The sequence below is a fragment of the Myxococcales bacterium genome (genome assembly GCA_016717005.1).
Lineage (GTDB): Bacteria > Myxococcota_A > Polyangia > Haliangiales > Haliangiaceae > UBA2376.
This window is the reverse complement of sequence record JADJUF010000001.1, coordinates 866,781-883,058: the sequence shown is the minus strand read 5'-3', so window position 1 is coordinate 883,058 and position 16,278 is coordinate 866,781. Positions and strand designations below refer to the sequence as shown.

Below are 16,278 nucleotides of genomic sequence, written 5' to 3'. Positions count from 1 at the left end.
CCGACCCGGTCAGCGCTTCTGCTGGATCAGGATCGACTCGAGCACCAGGAGCGCCAGCAGCGCGGCCGCCACCGCGTGCCACAGCTCGACCCGCCGCAGCGGCGCCTTGCCGCCGGTGGTGCCGGGCGCGCCGCTGACCGGCAGCACCGACGGCGGCGCCGGCGACAGGTCCGAGCCGCGCGGGTCGAGGTTGGCCGCGAACGCCAGCTCGTCGCGGTCGCGGGTCGCGCCGGTGCCGTCGGTGCCGATGACCCGGTACACGCCCGGCCGCTCGGCCGCGCCGAACCGAACGGTCGGGCGCCCGTCGAGCCGGGCCCCCTCGAACACCGTGGTGAGCCCGTCGGGGCCGCGCACCTCGAGCTTCTTCAGCTCGAGCGTCGGCAGCCCCTGGCCCTGGCCGACGAGGATGCTCTTGGTCAGCGTGTCGCCGCGGCGGCGGGCCAGGAAGCGCACCGACTCCTGCATCAGCGGCAGGTAGCCGGGCAGGACCGGCAGATCGTTCCAGTCGCGATCGATCGTCGACGTGTACAGCAGCACCTGGCCGTCGCCGACGGTCGCGAGCACCATCGCGGCCGCGCCGTTGGTGAACCGCGCCAGCACCCGGCGGTCGGTGGTCGCGGTGGTCGGCCCGAGCAGCATGACCTTGGTGAACGCGGCGTCGGCGAGCCCGGGCGCGTCCTCCGCGAACGGCGCGAAGATCGGGTGGTCGGCCTCCCACTTGGTCAGGTGCAGCGCGCGCGCGGCGCGCTCGTCGGGGGCGGCGCCCCAGGCGGTGTCGATCGGATCGCGCAGGCTCTGAGGCAGGAGCGGCAGCATCGTCGCCTCGTAGGCCGCCGGATCGACGTGATCGCCGGGCGCGACCAGCAGGCCGCCGCCGCTGCGCAGCCACGCGGCCAGGGCCTCGACCCGCGGGCTCGGCAGGGCCGCGACGTTCGCCAGCACGACCACGTCGAACGCGCCCAGATCGACGTCGTCGAGATCGTCGGGGAGGATCTTGGTGACGACGGTGCCGGCCTCGCCGCGGTCGCCCGGGCGCAGCGCCGCCTCGAGGTAGAACACCTCGTCCTCGTGGCGATCGGCCCGGGCGTCGCCGTCGACCAGCAGCACGCGCACGTCGTCGCGCAGCCGCGCGATCGCGTGGCGACGATCGTCGGTCGGCAGCGCGTCGGCGCGGATCGACACCGCCACCGGCGCCGAGCGCTGCTCGGCCGGCATCGTCGCCAGGAACCGCTTGCCCCGGGTCTCGCCCGGCGCGAGGTCGAGCTGGCCGCGGGCGACCACCGCGCCGGCGACCTCGACCGAGACCGGCACGTCGGCGACCGGGGTCGGCCCGTGGTTGACGATCTCGGCGACGATCGCGATGCCGCGCGGGCCGGCGGTGGGATCGGGGGTGACGGTCAGCGACGTCACGGCCAGGTTCGGCAGCGCCGCGCCGCCGCGGACGTCGACGACCTCGAGCGCGGGCCCGTCGGCCGCCCACGGCGCGTCGCCGGCCGGCAGCGCGTTGACCGTCAGCGGCGACACCAGGTAGACCGTCTTCTGCTTGTGGCTCGAGCCGTCGAGCAGCTGGGCCGCGCGCGCCAGGGCCCGGCGGAGATCGGCCGGGCGCGCGCTCGGCTCGAGATCGAGCAGCGCGTCGCGCAGGCGCAGCTGCTCGCGCGACAGCTCGGTGACGCTGGGCGCGCCCTCGGACGCGCGCACGACCGCGACCTCGGCCTCGGGGCCGAGCTGGCCGAGGATCCGGGTCGCGGCCTCGACCTCGCGCGCGAGGATCGAGCGCCCGCCCAGGCGGTAGCCGCTGGTGAACGAGTCGTCGATGACGAACACCGCCGCCTGGGGGCCGCGCTGGACCGTCGGGCCGCGCGCGCGGCACGACGTGAACGGCTTGGCGATCGCCAGCGGCAGCGCGATGCACGCGAGCACCCGGACGATCAGCAGCGCGCGCTCGCGCAGCTGCAGCCGGCGCGAGGTCTTGCGGCGCGAGCCGATCAGGAACGCCAGGGCCGCGAACTTGACGACCCGGGCGCGGCGGCGCCCGATCAGGTGCAGCACGACCGGGATCGCCAGGCCGGCCAGGCCCAGCAGCATCAGCGGCGCCAGGAACGTCACCGGCGCTCCCGCGGGCCGCCGCGCGCGGTCAGCACCGCGAGCAGGGTCTGATCGAGCGGCCGATCGGTCGGCGTCAGGTGGTAGTCGACGCCGCCGGCCGCCAGCTCGTCCGCGGTCCGGGCCAGGAACGCGTCCATGCGCGCGACGTAGTCGGCGCGGATCGCGGTCGGGTTGGCCAGGAGCTTGTGGTCGCCCTCGAGGCCCTCGAACATCGTCAGGCCCTCGTAGGGCAGGGTCCGCTCCTCGGGCGCGACCACGTGCAGCGCGACCACGTCGTGGCGCTGGGCCCGCAGGCGCCGCAGCGCCGTGACGGTGCGGTCGTCGGGATCGAACAGGTCCGACGCCAGCACGACCAGCGCGCGCCGCCGTCGGGCCAGCTCGCCGATCCGATCGAGCGCGTCGGCCGGCGAGTCGTCGCCGGTCGTCGGGTCGGCGATCGCGGCGTCGAGCACCGCCAGCAGATCCGCCAGGTGCGTGCCCTTGGCCCGGGGCGGCACGTGCAGCGGCGCCGGGCGCGGGCCGAACACGTACAGCCCGACCTTGTCCTGCTGCTGGCTCACCAGGTACGCGAGCGCGGCCAGCGCCAGCGCGCCGTACTCGACCTTGGGCAGCCCGGCGCCCGCGAACCGCATCGAGCCCGACGCGTCGAGCACCAGGTAGACCGTGAGCTGCGACTCCTGCTCGAACTGCTTCACGTAGTAGCGGTCGAGCTTGGCCAGCGCCTTCCAGTCGATGTGCCGCAGCTCGTCGCCGGGCGAGTACTCCTTGTGCTCGGCGAACTCGACCGACGAGCCGCGCAGGCGCGCGCGGTGCATCCCCGACAGCGCGCTCTCGACGATGACGCGCGCCTTGACCGGGAGCGAGCCCAGCTTGGCGAGGAGAGACGGATCGAGCTTCACGGCGTGCGAGGTCGGTGCGGAGGCGGGCGCGAGAGCACGGGCGCCGCCGGCTACGGCGTCACGACGCCGAGCAGGCGATCGATCAGGTCGCCCGGCCGCACGCCCTCGGCCTCGGCGCGGTAGTTCAGGATCAGCCGGTGCTGCAGGGTCGGCCGGGCCAGCGCGGCGACGTCGTCGATCGACACCGCGAACCGCCCGTCGAGGATCGCCCGGGCCTTGCCGGCCAGGATCAGGAACTGCGACGCGCGCGGGCCCGCGCCCCACTGCACGAAGTCCTTCACGAACGCCGGCGCCACGCCGTCCTTGGGCCGGGTGGCCCGGGCCAGCGCCACCGCGTAGCGCACGACGTGGTCGGCCACCGGCACGCGCCGCACCAGCGCCTGCAGCTCGAGGATCCGCGCCGGCGACAGCACCCGGGTCAGCTCGGCGGTGTGGCCCGAGGTCGACATCCGCACGATCTCCTCCTCCTCGCTGGCGGTCGGGTAGTCGACGTCGACCTGGAACATGAAGCGATCGAGCTGGGCCTCGGGCAGCGGGTAGGTGCCCTCCTGCTCGATCGGGTTCTGGGTCGCGAACACCAGGAACGGCAGCGGCAGGTCGTGGGTGGTGCCGCCGGCGGTGACCCGGTACTCCTGCATCGACTGCAGGAGCGCCGCCTGGGTCTTGGGCGGCGTCCGGTTGATCTCGTCGGCCAGCACCAGGTTGGCGAACACCGGCCCGCGGATGAACCGGAACGACCGGCGCCCGGTCATCTGATCCTCCTCGAGGACCTCGGTGCCGGTGATGTCGGCCGGCATCAGATCGGGCGTGAACTGGATGCGCTGGAACGACAGGTTGAGGGTCTCGGCCAGGGTCGAGATCAAGAGCGTCTTGGCCAGGCCCGGCACGCCGACGAACAGGCAGTGGCCGCGGGCGAACAGCGCGGTCAGCAGGTGCTCGACCACCTTGCGCTGGCCGACGATGCGCTTCTCGATCTGCGCGCACAGCTCGCCGTGGGCGCGGGCGATGTCGGCGACGGCGCGCAGGTCGACGGCGGTCTGGTCCTCGGCCGGCGGCTCCACGACCAGCGTCACCGGTTCGGTCGGGTGGTCGCTGGTCACGGTGGTCTCGCTGGTCTCGAACTCGGTCAAGGACTGGCTCATCGGGGCGGCGATCTCGCAAGCGGCGGCGGCCGCGGTCAGGGCGGAGGGTCAGGGGTGAAGGCGGGTGCAGGCGGCGCGCTCGCGGGCGGCGCGGGGATCGGCCACGGCGGCGTAGCCGTCGGCGAGGCCACAGCGGACCGCGGGATCGAACGGCGACACGCGCACGGCTTGTTCGAACGCGGTGATCGCGCCGGCCGCGTCGCGCAGGCCGGCCCGGGCCAGGCCGAGCGTGACGGCGGGGACCGCGTCGGAGTCGTCGACGGCGACGAGCGGCTCGGCCAGGGCCACCGCCTTGGCGTACTCGCCCAGCTCGACCCAGACCCGGGCCAGCTTGCTGGCGACGACCGGGTCGGTGCCGCTGGTCGCGGCCATGGCCTTGCCGTACTCGACCGCGGCCGCGGCGGTCAGGCCGCGCGCGCGCAGCATGCCGCCGAGCCGCGCGAACTTGCGGGCCTTGGCGCTGGCGATCTCGTCGAGCCCGACGTTGTCGCTGGCGGCGCCGCCCTTGGCGAACCGGATGCGCGCGTGCTTGGCGCTGCGGACGCCGGCGGCGCGGCCGCCCGAGAGATCGAGCGTGCGCAGGTGCGCGCGCCACTCCTTCTCGAGCGTGGCCCAGGTCGTGTCGGTGACCTCGGCCAGGGCCCGGCGCGCGCTCTTGCCGCCGGCCTGGAGCGTCAGCGCCTGGCGCAGGCCCGGGTAGCCGACCTTGCCGTGCAGCCACGCCACCAGCGTGAACACCTCGGCGTAGGCCAGGGCCGCGGCCTCGTGGCTGGGCAGCTTCGCCATCGACGGGTGCATCGCGTCGAGCTCGATCAGCCGCCGGTTCTTGAGCGCGCCGGCCAGCAGCTGCTGCTCGATCGCCGTCAGCGTGGCGCCCGGCTCGGCGCGCCAGCGGGCTTGCTCGAACCGCGCCAGGCCCTCGTGCAGCCACACCGGCACCGCGTCGTGGGACGCGTGGGCGACGACGTAGTGGACGTACTCGTGCACGAGCGAGTCGAGCCACGGGTAGCCGGTCAGCGTCGCCCGCGGCGACACCAGCATCAGCTTCTCGTACTTCGACAGCGCGATCGTGCCGGTGGTCTCGATCTCGGTCTCGGTCAGCGGCGACACCTTGGCCAGGTCGGCCGGCGCGCCGAGCAGCTCGACCCGGACCTTGCGGGTCGGGTGGTAGCCGAGGTCGTCGCCGATCCGCGCCCAGGCGCGATCGAGCGCCTCGCCGGCGAGATCGACCAGGACCTCGTCGATGCCGGGCGCGTACGCGAACTCGAAGTGACCGGCCGGCGAGTCCCGGCGCACGAAGCCCGCGGTGAGGTCGCGGGTCCGGGTGAGCAGCACGCGCGCCACGCCGACCTCGCCGCCCAGCTCGGCGTCGTCGACGCCGGTCAGGCGCTCGACCGCCCGGGGGTAGTCACCGTCGAGGAACGCCACCTGCGACTCGAGCCAGCGGACCTCGGCGGCGTCGGGCGCGCGCCGGACCAGCTCGGCCACGACCGGGCGGGCCTCGTCGAGCCGGGCCTCGGACAGCATCCGGGCCGCCCGGGTCGCGTCGCCCGAGAGCGTGTGATCGCGGCGGGCGTCGGCCGGCGCCGCCGCCAGCGTGACGATCAGCCCGACCACCAGCCCGGCCAGGGCGCCGGCGTGGGTCATCGGATCAGGTCCTCGTAGTAACGGCGCAGCGCCTCGTCGTAGCCGGCCGGCGCCTTGCGCTTCATGCCCTCGAGCAGCTCTTGCCGGAACGCCTCGGGCGCGACGTATTGATCCGCGCCCGGGATGCGGACTGGCTCGTCGCCGACCGCGCCGGTGCCCTGGGCCTGGGCCTGGCGGGCCGCGCGCTGGGCCTCGCGCCGCGCCTTGGCGAGCGCGTCGGCCGCGGATCGGGCGGCGTCGCGCGCGCCCGAGGGATCGCGTCCGCCCATGCGCTTCTCGGCCTGGGTCATCGGCCCGGTCGCCTCGCGCACGCGATCCTTGATCGCCTCGGCGGCGTCGCCGGGCAGGCCGTCGGCGCCCTGGGCGCGCTCGACCAGGGCCTTGGCTCGATCGCGGTTGCTGGCCTGGCGGCGCTTGGGCGCGTCGAGCCGGCGCTTGTCGTCGTCACCGAGCATCTGGTCCGGCGACGGCGTCAGGTGCTCGAGCTCGTCGACCAGGCGCTGCGCCAGCGGCCGGGCCCGCTCGACCGCGTCGATCGCGTCGGCGGTGGCCTGGGCGAACGGCGAGGACGGATCGTCGGCCATCGCGGCGTCGAGCTCGCTGGCGACGGTCTCGAGGCTGTCGGCGGCCTGCTTGGCCATGCCCAGCGACTCGGCCACGTCGCCGTCGTCGAGCATGCGCTCGAGATCGGCCAGGCGCTTGTCGACGATCTCGAGCTCCTCGCGCGCGAACGGCGTCAGGCCGCTGTCGGGGATCGCCGCGAGCCGATCCTTGAGCTTGTCGACCGTGCCGCCGAGGCGGTGGCGCGCGTCCTTGCCCAGATCGCGCGTGAGCGAGTCGGCGCGGTCGGCGTAGCGCTCGAAGATGCGGTCGGCCTCGGCCGCGATGTCGGCCTGATCGCCGGCGACGTCGGCGAGCTCGTTCATCAGCTCGTCGAGCTTCTTCTCGGCCTCGCCCATGCGGTCGCCGCGCAGCTGGTGCAGCGCGCTCTCGAGCGACTGGCTGGCGGTGCTGGCGCGCTGGCGGCAGCGCTCGAGCGCGGCCTGGGCCCCGGCGGCGTCGCCGGCGGCGACCAGCGCGGCGACCTCGTCCATGCACGAGCCCACCTGCTGCTCGGCCACGGCGTCGGCGTGGACGAACTGATCGAGCACGTCCTCGGCCACCCGGGCGCGGGCCCGGCCCAGCTCGGCCAGCTTCTGATCGATCGTGTGCAGCTCGCGCGCGATCTCGGCCTTGAGCTTGTCGTCGCCGGTGCGGGCGTACTCGGCGAGCAGCTCGGCGAGGCGCTGCTGGTGGGCGTCGAGCTCGTCGGCGATGTCGAGCATGCTCTCGAGCTGCTCGCGCTCGAGCCAGTCGGCCAGGAGGATCGCGTCGTCCTCGAGCTCGCCGACGATCTGCTTGTCGAGCGGGCCGAGCTTGGCGCTGGGCCGGCTCGGGCGGCCGCGGCCGGCGGCGTCGGGCTTGTCGAGCAGGCGCTCCTCGGCGCCGACCAGCTTGGTCAGGCGATCGCGCAGGCCGGCGACGACCGCGCGCAGGGCCGGATCGGCCAGCGGGTCGTCGGCGAACGCCGCGGCCAGGGTGCCGGCGTCGATCGCGAGCGCGTCGAGGCCGCGGTGCAGCTCGTCGCGCGGGACCTCGCCGTCGGTCGCCACCAGCCGGTGGCCGAGGTTGGTCACGACGCTCTCGGCCAGCTCGGCCTGGCGCGCCAGGTTCTGCTCGTGGCGCTCGCGCGGCGAGAACACCCGCAGCCGGAACGGCCGCGACCGCCCGCGGTGGGGCCCGCCGATGGTGTCGTTGTCGACGACCTCGAGGTGGTACGTGACCTCGGCGCCGGGCGGCAACGTCATCTCGGCCAGGTCCCAGACCAGCTTGCCCTGGGCCCGGCCCGGCGCGTCGCGCAGCGCGGCGATCGACTTGCCGTCGACCTTGCCCGCGATCTCCCACACCAGCTCGACCGCGGTCACGCCGAAATCGTCCTCGGCGACGTAGGCCAGCTCGATGCGCTTCATGTTGGTGACGTCGAGCTCGTCGGCCGGCGCGTACAGCGCGATCGTCGGGATCGCGTCGGGCTCGATCTCGATCGCGTGCGCGCCCATCTCGATCCGGCGCTGCTTGCGCGGCGTCTCGATCTGGAACCGGTAGCGGGCCGGCCCGGTGATCGTCAGCTCGGCGGCCAGGCCGTCGGGGCCCTCGACCAGCGGCACCAGCTCGGGCGCGGCGGTCGTCCCGGGCGCGCCGCGCTCGATCACCAGCGCGACCGCGGTCGCCGGCTCGAGCACGGTCGTGACGATCCGCGCGGTGGTCCCGGCCAGCGCCCGGAAGTCGCCGGAGGTCGAGGTCATCGTGAGCGGCGGGCGCCGGCTGTAGGCCGGGGGCGTCAGCGTGATCGCGATGTCGCCGACCAGCGGCACCGACGACACCTGCGCGCCGTTCCACGGCCGCACCGGCGCGACCAGCAGCTGGTGCCAGCCCGAGGCGAGGGTCCCGTGCGCGCCGATCGCCAGCGCGCCCGCGGCGACCGCGGCGGTGATCATCGCGGCGCCGGCGCGCCGGACCGGCGCCCGATCGACCAGGGTCGCGGCGTCGACCGCCCGGAGCCGCGCGGCGGTCGCGTCGGTCAGCGCCTCGACCAGCGCCGTCGAGCGCACCTGCGGGCCGGGCGCGGCCCCGTGCAGCTCGACGGTCGACAGCAGATCCGACGCCAGCGGGCGCGCGCGTGCGCCGATCCAGCGCGCGACCGCGGCGTCGGCGGCGTAGCGGCGCACCGGGTAGATCACGCCGATCACGATCGCGGCGACCAGCGCGAGCAGGGCCACGACGCCGCCGCCGGCGAGCAGCGCCACCGACGTCACCCGGCCCGGCGCGGTCGCGACCGCGATCAGCGGCAGCACGACGGCCAGCGCGATCCAGATCGCGAGCAGGCCGTAGAGCGCGCCCACGGCGAACTGCCGCCGCACGCGGATGCGCACGTCGGAGAAGTAGGTCCGGATGAAGTCGAACGAAGGCACGTGGCGGTCCGCCGCGCACACCACCGCATGTGCGCGCTGATCGGGCTGAGTGTGGCGCGGCACGTGCGGTCGCGCAGGTGGTAGCGGCCGCGCGGTCGCGTAGGTATAACCGGCGGGTGACGAAGCGTGCCGGGCTGGCGACCGCCGCCGTCGTGGGGCAACCTGCGGCGGCGCGCCCTGGGCCGGCCGCCGTGGTGCCGTCCGACGATCGGCTGCTGGTCGAGCGGGCCCAGCGTGGGGACCGGGACGCCTTCCGCGCCCTGTTCGAGCGCTACCACCGTCGGGCCTACGCCCTGGCCTTCGGCGTGGTCCGCAACCAGGACGACGCGCTCGACGTGGTCCAGGACGCCTTCATCAAGGCCCACCGCCACCTCGACAAGTTCGAGGGCCAGGCGTCCTTCTATACCTGGCTCTATAGGATCGTCATGAACCTGGCGATCGACCACATCCGCAAGCACAAGCGCCACCAGCCGGTCGACTTCACCGACGCGGCGGTCGAGGGCGCCATCTCCGAAGACGCCTTACTCCCCAAGATCATTGGCGGAAATCCGGGCCGCGCGCTGATGGACCGCGAGATCCGCGAGCGCATCTCGGAGGCCCTCGACGGCCTGTCCGACAACCACCGCGCGGTCCTGGTCATGCGCGAGCTCGAGGGCCTGTCCTACGAGGAGATGGCCGCGACCATGCAGTGCAGCAAGGGCACGATCATGTCGCGCCTGTTCCATGCCCGGAAGAACATGCAGCGCCAGCTGGCGGATCTGTACTCGGGGCCGGGCCCGGCCGGTGACGATCCGGGTGATCCCGAAGATTCGCCGGGTGATTGAATTCTGCCCCCTGGCTCCCGCGTCATAGTTTCGACCCGTTCTTCTAACCAGCGCGAACCTGCCGTGTCCAAGATCAATCCCCTCGACTCGATGCTCGCCGCCGACGGCGAGCTCGGCACCGACGCGGCCACCCGCCTCGGCCCCGACGCCGCCGGCACCGCCGCCGCCATCCACGAGCTGGGTGAGCTGGTGCGCGGGGACCTCGAGCTGGCCGCCGACGAGGCCGAGCCGCGGCTGGCGGGGCTGTGGGACCTGGTCGAGCGCCGCCTCGATCGCGAGGACGAGTCCGCGCTCGTGCCCGTGGCCCGACCGGAGGCGGCGCCCGCGCCGTCGACCTGGGCCCGGCTCTGGAGCTGGCTGGGCGGCCACCGCAGCCACATCGCGACCGGCCTGGTGAGCGCCGGCGCGGTCGCGGCCCTGGCCCTGGCGTTGCGGCCGCCGCCGAGCGAGCGGGTCGTCGTCAAGACTGTCCAGGTCCCGTCGGTCGCCCCGATCATGCTGGCGCGTACGCCGCCGGAGGTCGAGTCGCTCGACGTCACCGACGGCTCCGGCACCGTGTTCACGTTCGAGGACAGCGACGACGATGGGGTGGCGGCGGTCATCTGGATCGAGCCGACCGAGCTCGACCCCACGGAGGGCATATGAGCAGCATCTCGCACCGCGTGATCGCGGTCCTGGTCTTTGGGCTGGCGGCCGTCGCCGCGGCTCCGATCGCGCGCGCGGACGTGGCCTGCTCGATCGTCGAGATCGAGGCGACCGTGACCGATCGGCCCTCGGTCGATCCCGACCTCAAGGCGCTCGAGCGCAAGCTCAAGAAGCCGCCGTTCTCGTCGTGGAACGCGTTCAAGCGCCTCGGCGCGACGTCGCTGACGCTGGCGCCGGCGAAGGTCGGCGAGGCCCAGCTGGTCCACGGCAAGCTCGGCGTCATGCTCCGCGATGTGTCCGAGCGCGGCGGCAAGCGCCCGCGGCTGGCCATGGCGGTCACCCTCGACGACGCCGCCGGCCGTCGGGTGGTCGACACCAAGATCAACGTCGACGCGGGCGACTGGTTCATGCTCGGGCGGTCGCTGCCCGGCAACAAGGGCCACCTGATCGCGCTCAACTGCAAGTAGCGCCGGGGCCTCGATCCGCCTGAGGCCCGACCTGGTGGGCCGCGCTCAAGCTCGCACTGGCCCTGGCGCGCGATCCGCCCTGACCCGATCCGGTGGCCTGCGACGTGGGCTCCACGGCGTCCGCTCGGGCCCGCCGCCGCAGGCACACGGACCACCTGATCGGGCTCAACGGCACGTCGCCCGGGGCCCACGCCCGACCGGCCGCAACAACCGGGCGCCGGCGCTGCGCGCCCGGTTGCGGTAAGCTGCGCCGGTCTTCGTGCGACGTTCTCGGTTCTCCAGGCGCCAGCGATGGCTCATCGGCGGCGTCCTTGCGGTGGTCGTGCTGGTCGTCGCCGCCGTGCTGGCGTACCCGCGGATCGGCGCCTGGTACGTGCGCACCCGTGCGATCCCGCGCCTGGCCGCGCGCTACGGCGCCGAGGTGAAGGTCGGCTCGATCGACGTGTCGTTCGGCCACGCCACCCTGAAGGACGTGCGGGTCCGGCCCCGCGGCGGCGCCGAGCCGGTGGTCCGCCTCGATCGGATCGACGTGACCTTCGACGGCAACGCGTCGCTGCTCGGCGCCGCGCAGATCTCGGCGATCGAGATCCGCGGCGGCCAGGTGACGATCCACCGCCGCGCCGACGGGACCCACAACTTCGACGGGCTCGGCCGTCCGCCGCAGACGCCGGGCGCGCGGCCGGCGGGCGCCGGCGCGCCGGTGCGCTTCCGCGAGCTCGCGATCGAGCTGGTCGACGACGACGACGACGTGCGCGCCACCGTCGGCGCGGTCTCGGGCGTGCGCCGCGATGGCCGCACGGAGCTGCTGCTCGAGGACCTGGCCGCGACCAGCGGCGCCGGGCCGTCGGCGCGGGCGGCCACGCTCGAGGTCAGCCGCGAGGACGACAAGATCGAGGCGACGGTCGCTGGCGGCGAGCTGCGGATCTGGACCGGGCTGTCGCTGACCGGCATCGAGGGGACCGTCGCCGAGGCCACGGCGCCCGGGCAGCTCGCGGTCAACCTCGCCGGCGGCTACGGCGGCGTGGCCGGCACGCTCTGGACCGCGCGCGGCTGGGTCGAGCCGCGGGCCCGCGCCGGCGAGGTCCGGGTCAAGGCCGACGCCTTCAGCCTCGACCGGCTCCGGCCGATCCTTGAGGGCCGCGACCTCCTGGTCGATTACCCGAAGACGACCGTCGACGCCGACCTCACGATCGCGCGGCGCGGTGACGTCGGCACGATCGCCGGCGGCGTCCACGTCGCCGACCTGACGATCAACCACCCGATGCTGGCCGACAAGCCGGTGCAGATCGAGTCGCTGTCGGGGGAGGTGGCGGCCACCTACGATCGCGCGACCCGCACGCTGACGCTCACCCGCGGCGAGTTCGGGACCCGGGGGCTGCCGTTCTCGCTCACCGGCGACGTCACGGTCGGGCCGCGGCTGCGCCCGGCGCGGCTGGCCGGCCGCTTCGTCGTGCCGACCGTGCCGTGCCAGCAGGTGCTCGACGCGCTGCCGCCCCAGGTCACCGCCGACCTGGCCGGGTTCGCGCTGACCGGCATGTTCGCCACCGACCTGCACCTGGCGATCGACTGGGCCGAGCTCGAGGCCACGCAGCTCGGCGGCTCGGTCGCGATCAACGGGTGCCGGGCCCGCCGGGTGTCGCCGGCCATGACCCGGCTCAAGGAGCCGTTCGAGCACTGGGTCGAGGTCGAGACCGGCGAGTGGCTGTCGTTCGAGATCGGCCCCGACAACCCCGACTTCGTACCGCTGCCCGAGGTGTCGCCGTACCTGCTCCTGTCGCTGCAGACCACCGAGGACTCGGCGTTCTACAAGCACCACGGGTTCATCCCGCGCGAGTTCCGCACCGCGCTGGTCAAGAACCTCGAGGCCGGCAAGTTCAAGTTCGGCGCGTCGTCGATCACGATGCAGACGGTCAAGAACGTGCTCCTGTACCGGCAGAAGACCCTGGTGCGGAAGTTCGAGGAGCTGTTCCTGACCTGGGCGATCGAGAAGTTCCTCGACAAGGATCGGATCTTCGAGATCTACGTCAACGCGATCGAGTACGGCCCGGCGCTGTACGGCATCGGCCCGGCCGCGCGCGAGTACTTCGGCAAGACCGCGGCCGAGATCACGCCCAAGGAGGCGGCGTTCTTCTCGTCGATCCTGCCCAACCCCAAGGACCGCTACAAGCAGTACTGCAAGGGCGAGCTGCGGCGCCAGACCGAGGGCAAGATCGCGCGCATCCTGGCCAAGATGCTCGAGCGCCAGCGCCTGACCCAGGAGGAGTACGACGCCGCGATCGCGACGCCGCTGGTGTTCGTCAAGGACGGCACCGAGACCGAGGGCGAGTGCCTGCGCCGGGCCGACCGGGCGCTCAAGAACGCGCGGCCGACCAACCCGCTGGCCCGGCCGCCGTCGCCGTGACCGGCCCGTACCGCATCCGCGCCGCCGGGTTCGTGATCGGCACGTCGCCGCTCGACGGGTTCGACGTCGGCCAGGTCGTGGTCACCGGCCGGTTCACCCCGACGGCGGCCTACGCGGCGGTGCGGGCGGTGTTCGCCCAGGGCGCGCGCTTGACCGGGGCCGTGGCCCCCGACGATCCCCGCTGGCGCGCGTACCGCGACGCCCGCGACGCGCTGGCGCTCACCGTCGAGGACGCCGCCGGTCGATCGATCGTGGTCCGGTGGGTCCACATCGACGATCTGGCCGAGCCCGTCGACGAGGGCGGCCTCGTGGTCTCGGTGCACCTCGACGATCCCGCGCTCATCCTCGGCGGTTGACGCAGGTCGCGGTGGCCGAGCCCGTCGACGCGGGCGGCCGCGGGGGCTCGGTCCACCCGACGATCCGGCGCTCAACCTCGGCGGGTGACGCAGGTCGATCGGGCCGAGCCCGTCGACGCGGGCGGCCTCGTGGGCTCGGTGCCCCTCGGCGATCCGGCGCTCATCCTCGGCGGCTGACGCCGGTCGCGGTGCCAGGCGGCGCCGACGGTGGTAGGGTGGCGGGCGTGTGGTGGTTCGTCATCGGCGCCGTCGCGCTGGTCGCCCTCGCGCTCGTGGGCGATCGGCTGCTCCTGCGCCCGTGGGCCGCGGCGATGGCCAGCGGCGGCGCGGTCGAACCCGACGCCGGCGTGGCCCAGTTCTGGGCCTGGTTCCGGCGCCACGCCGCCGAGCTGCGCGCCGAGCCCGAGCTGCGGCGCTCGCTCGCGTCGATCAACGCCGAGCTGGCGCGGGTCCACGAGGGCGTGTTCGCCGAGCTGTCGGCCGGCCCCGACGCCCACACCCTCGAGCTCACCGCCGACGGAGTGATCGATCTGTTCCCGGTCGTGCTGGCGCTCCACGGCGCCCGGCCCGAGGTGGCCGGCTGGCGGATCGTCGCGTTCCGCCAGCGCATCGACGTCGCGCACATCGTGATCACGATGGACGGCCTCACGCTGACGCCGCCGAAGATGAAGGTCGTGGTCGCGCGCGCCGGCGGCCGGCTCGAGCTGACCCTGTTCGTGCCCGGCTTCACCACCGCCGAGGCCATGGCCCGGCCGCTGTACGTCGTCCTCGATCACGCGATCGGCGAGTACGATCTCGCGACCAAGGTCGGCAGCGTCGACTTCGCCGACATCGATCAGGCCCCGCCCGGCGCCCGCTCGCTGCTCGACCTGCCGGCGCTGTTCGACCAGGCGGTGCCGCCGGTGAACTGAGCGGCAACGGGCGACCTGGATGGACGCGGAAGCGCTGGGCAGCTGCGCGCACCTGCCGCGCACGCGCTTCCCGGCGTCGGTGCCGGTGCACGTCACGCTCAAGGTCGTTGGCGGCCTGCCGTCGTTCCGGCGCGCCGCGGTCATGCGGGTCGTGCACGCGGCGATCAGCGCTGGCGGCCACCGCGGCGACTTCCGCGTCGTCCACTACGACGTCCTCGGCGATCGCGCGCGCACCTTCGCGGCGGCCACGACCGGATGGTGGACCAATGAGCCGGCCCGGGCCCGTGTCGTCCTCGGCGTGCAGGGTGGTCCGCGCCCCCGTCGGTTGGGGCCGCGTGCCGCTCGCCGCCAGCGCACCTCGCCGAGGGAGCGTGCGATCACCCCGGCTTGCGCGCCAGCACGTAGGCGCGGCGGCTGGCGTGCTCGTCGGGGTAGGGCCAGCGCACCAGCTGCTCGAGCGCGACCAGCCCGGCGGCGGCGACCGCGGCGAACAGGGCGTCGGGCTCGAGGAAGTTCCAGTCGATGTCGACCGGGATGTCCCAGAGCGCGTCGGGGTGCAGGGTCTCGGTGCCGGCGTGGACGGCGAGCAAGAGCAGGCCGTCGGGCCGCAGCGCCCGGGCTAGCTCGACGATCGCCGCCGGGACCTCGGCGCGCGGCAGGTGGATCAGGCTGTACATCGCGACCACCGCGCCGAGCGTGGCGTCGGCGTCGGGCAAGGCCCGCAGGTCGCCGACCTCGAACCGCGCCGCCGGCACCTGGGCCCGGGCGATCGCGACCATCGCCGGCGCCAGATCGAGCCCGCGGGCGTCCGCGCCGTGGGCCGCGAGGAACCCGGTGACGTGGCCGGGGCCGCAGCCGACGTCGAGCACCGGGCCGACCGCGGTCCGCGCGACCCGCTCGAGCAGCCAGCGGTCGAGGGGCTTGCCGTCGAGCTCGTGGCCGAGCCGCGCGGCGTAGGTCGCCGCCAAGCGATCGTAGCCGTCGCGCAGCGCGTCGTCGGTCACACCACCACGCCGTCCCAGCGGTTCCACCAGCGGGTCGGCGTGAACGGCGGGATGGGCAGGGGCGCGAGCGCCGGCTGGTCGGCCCGCCAGAAGGTCCGGAACGGCGGCTTGGCGCCGGTCGTGAACACGTGCTCGAGGTAGGCGTAGTCGCAGGCCGAGAAGTCGGCGAGCCACTGATCGAGATCGTGGACGCCGGCGTCGTGGAACAGGGTCAGCGAGTACTGGCAGGCCTCGCGCTCGTAGGCGCGCAGCGCCGCCAGGTTCGCGTCGTCCCAGGGGCCGGGGTGCTTGGCGATCGCGCGGGCCTCCTCCGAGACGTTCCACTGCACGGTGTGGCCGAACAGGTGGACGACGATGAACAGCGCGTCCTCGGGATCGAGGTCGTGGTCGACGCGGATCTCGGCGCCGTCGAGGTCGCCGGTGAACGGCGCCGGCACGTCGCTGATGACCACCGGGATCTCCCAGCGGTCCTCGATCCGCCGCTCGATCAGCCGGAACGCCTCGAGGAAGCGCTCGCGGTCGGCGTAGGGCGCGGTCACTTGGCCGCGGCTTGGACCTTGGCCGCCGCCATGTCGTGCAGCACCTGCATGACCGCGTAGGCGACGGTCTCGGCCAGGACCTTGGTCACCAGCGCGTGCTGGTCGTCGGACAGCGCCGCCTCGGCCGCGCGCATCGCGGTCTTGAGGTTCTCCTCCTGCGTCGCGAGCTCGGCCTCGTCGACCACGCCGTCGGCGATGGCGTCGGCGAAGTGCTCGAGTTGCCCGACGTGGGCGTCGAGGTCGGGGTGGTTGTCGTCGTCGATCCAGCTGGCACGGGCCATGGCGAAACCTCTCAGGTGCTCGGAGTTTGTCGGGTCCAGAAGCGG

The 16,278-nt window shown here is 74.1% G+C and carries 14 protein-coding genes; 6 read left to right on the top strand and 8 right to left on the bottom strand.

What is annotated here, in order from left to right:
- Window positions 1-9: 9 nt before the first annotated feature.
- The 5 genes from IPL61_03735 to IPL61_03715 are packed head-to-tail and all read right to left on the bottom strand — an operon-like array spanning window position 10 to window position 8,805.
- On the bottom strand, window positions 10-2,109 hold the full coding sequence (locus IPL61_03735) for a BatA domain-containing protein (protein MBK9030444.1): 2,100 nt from the start codon (window positions 2,107-2,109) through the stop codon (window positions 10-12).
- Window positions 2,106-3,008 carry a DUF58 domain-containing protein gene (locus IPL61_03730; protein MBK9030443.1) on the bottom strand — a complete coding sequence of 301 codons (903 nt, stop codon included), beginning with the start codon at window positions 3,006-3,008 and terminating at the stop codon, window positions 2,106-2,108. Before IPL61_03730 ends, IPL61_03735 begins: the two co-directional genes overlap by 4 nt.
- A 50-nt stretch (window positions 3,009-3,058) precedes the next feature.
- The gene (locus IPL61_03725) at window positions 3,059-4,150 is read right to left on the bottom strand and encodes a MoxR family ATPase (GenBank protein MBK9030442.1); all 1,092 of its coding nucleotides are present in this window, start codon (window positions 4,148-4,150) and stop codon (window positions 3,059-3,061) included.
- A gap of 48 nt (window positions 4,151-4,198) precedes the next feature.
- Entirely contained in the window at window positions 4,199-5,797 is a 1,599-nt protein-coding gene (locus IPL61_03720; protein MBK9030441.1) for a hypothetical protein, read from the bottom strand.
- The gene (locus IPL61_03715) at window positions 5,794-8,805 is read right to left on the bottom strand and encodes a hypothetical protein (GenBank protein MBK9030440.1); all 3,012 of its coding nucleotides are present in this window, start codon (window positions 8,803-8,805) and stop codon (window positions 5,794-5,796) included. Before IPL61_03715 ends, IPL61_03720 begins: the two co-directional genes overlap by 4 nt.
- A 152-nt stretch (window positions 8,806-8,957) precedes the next feature.
- Here IPL61_03715 and IPL61_03710 point away from each other — a divergent pair, with 152 nt between their 5' ends.
- The 6 genes from IPL61_03710 (at window position 8,958) to IPL61_03685 (ending at window position 14,409) form a co-directional block, all read left to right on the top strand.
- On the top strand, window positions 8,958-9,629 hold the full coding sequence (locus IPL61_03710; protein MBK9030439.1) for a sigma-70 family RNA polymerase sigma factor: 672 nt from the start codon (window positions 8,958-8,960) through the stop codon (window positions 9,627-9,629).
- Between the two features lie 63 nt (window positions 9,630-9,692).
- Window positions 9,693-10,274, top strand: a complete 582-nt coding sequence (locus IPL61_03705; GenBank protein MBK9030438.1) for a hypothetical protein — start codon at window positions 9,693-9,695, stop codon at window positions 10,272-10,274.
- Window positions 10,271-10,741 (top strand): hypothetical protein, encoded by a 471-nt coding sequence (locus tag IPL61_03700; protein ID MBK9030437.1) that lies wholly within the window; start codon window positions 10,271-10,273, stop codon window positions 10,739-10,741. The genes IPL61_03705 and IPL61_03700 overlap by 4 nt, the downstream gene beginning before the upstream one ends.
- A gap of 259 nt (window positions 10,742-11,000) precedes the next feature.
- On the top strand, window positions 11,001-13,142 hold the full coding sequence (locus tag IPL61_03695; GenBank protein MBK9030436.1) for a transglycosylase domain-containing protein: 2,142 nt from the start codon (window positions 11,001-11,003) through the stop codon (window positions 13,140-13,142).
- Entirely contained in the window at window positions 13,139-13,498 is a 360-nt protein-coding gene (locus IPL61_03690; GenBank protein ID MBK9030435.1) for a hypothetical protein, read from the top strand. Before IPL61_03695 ends, IPL61_03690 begins: the two co-directional genes overlap by 4 nt.
- 224 nt (window positions 13,499-13,722) lie before the next feature.
- Window positions 13,723-14,409 carry a hypothetical protein gene (locus tag IPL61_03685; protein ID MBK9030434.1) on the top strand — a complete coding sequence of 229 codons (687 nt, stop codon included), beginning with the start codon at window positions 13,723-13,725 and terminating at the stop codon, window positions 14,407-14,409.
- Window positions 14,410-14,786: 377 nt separating this feature from the next.
- On the opposite strand, the gene IPL61_03680 is transcribed toward IPL61_03685, so the two are convergent.
- The 3 genes from IPL61_03680 to IPL61_03670 are packed head-to-tail and all read right to left on the bottom strand — an operon-like array spanning window position 14,787 to window position 16,233.
- Window positions 14,787-15,431, bottom strand: coding sequence for a class I SAM-dependent methyltransferase (locus tag IPL61_03680; GenBank protein ID MBK9030433.1), 645 nt, complete (start codon window positions 15,429-15,431; stop codon window positions 14,787-14,789).
- A complete protein-coding gene (locus tag IPL61_03675) occupies window positions 15,410-15,952 on the bottom strand; it encodes a hypothetical protein (protein ID MBK9030432.1) in 543 nt (180 codons plus the stop codon). Before IPL61_03675 ends, IPL61_03680 begins: the two co-directional genes overlap by 22 nt.
- Entirely contained in the window at window positions 15,949-16,233 is a 285-nt protein-coding gene (locus tag IPL61_03670) for a hypothetical protein (GenBank protein MBK9030431.1), read from the bottom strand. Before IPL61_03670 ends, IPL61_03675 begins: the two co-directional genes overlap by 4 nt.
- Window positions 16,234-16,278: the final 45 nt, after the last annotated feature.

What these genes read in the sequence shown, in the direction of transcription:
- IPL61_03725 (MBK9030442.1), bottom strand. Translation starts at nt 4,150, where the DNA reads ATGAGCCAGTCCTTGACCGAGTTCGAGACCAGCGAGACCACCGTGACC.
- IPL61_03720 (MBK9030441.1), bottom strand. Translation starts at nt 5,797, where the DNA reads ATGACCCACGCCGGCGCCCTGGCCGGGCTGGTGGTCGGGCTGATCGTC.
- IPL61_03700 (MBK9030437.1), top strand. Translation starts at nt 10,271, where the DNA reads ATGAGCAGCATCTCGCACCGCGTGATCGCGGTCCTGGTCTTTGGGCTG.
- IPL61_03670 (MBK9030431.1), bottom strand. Translation starts at nt 16,233, where the DNA reads ATGGCCCGTGCCAGCTGGATCGACGACGACAACCACCCCGACCTCGAC.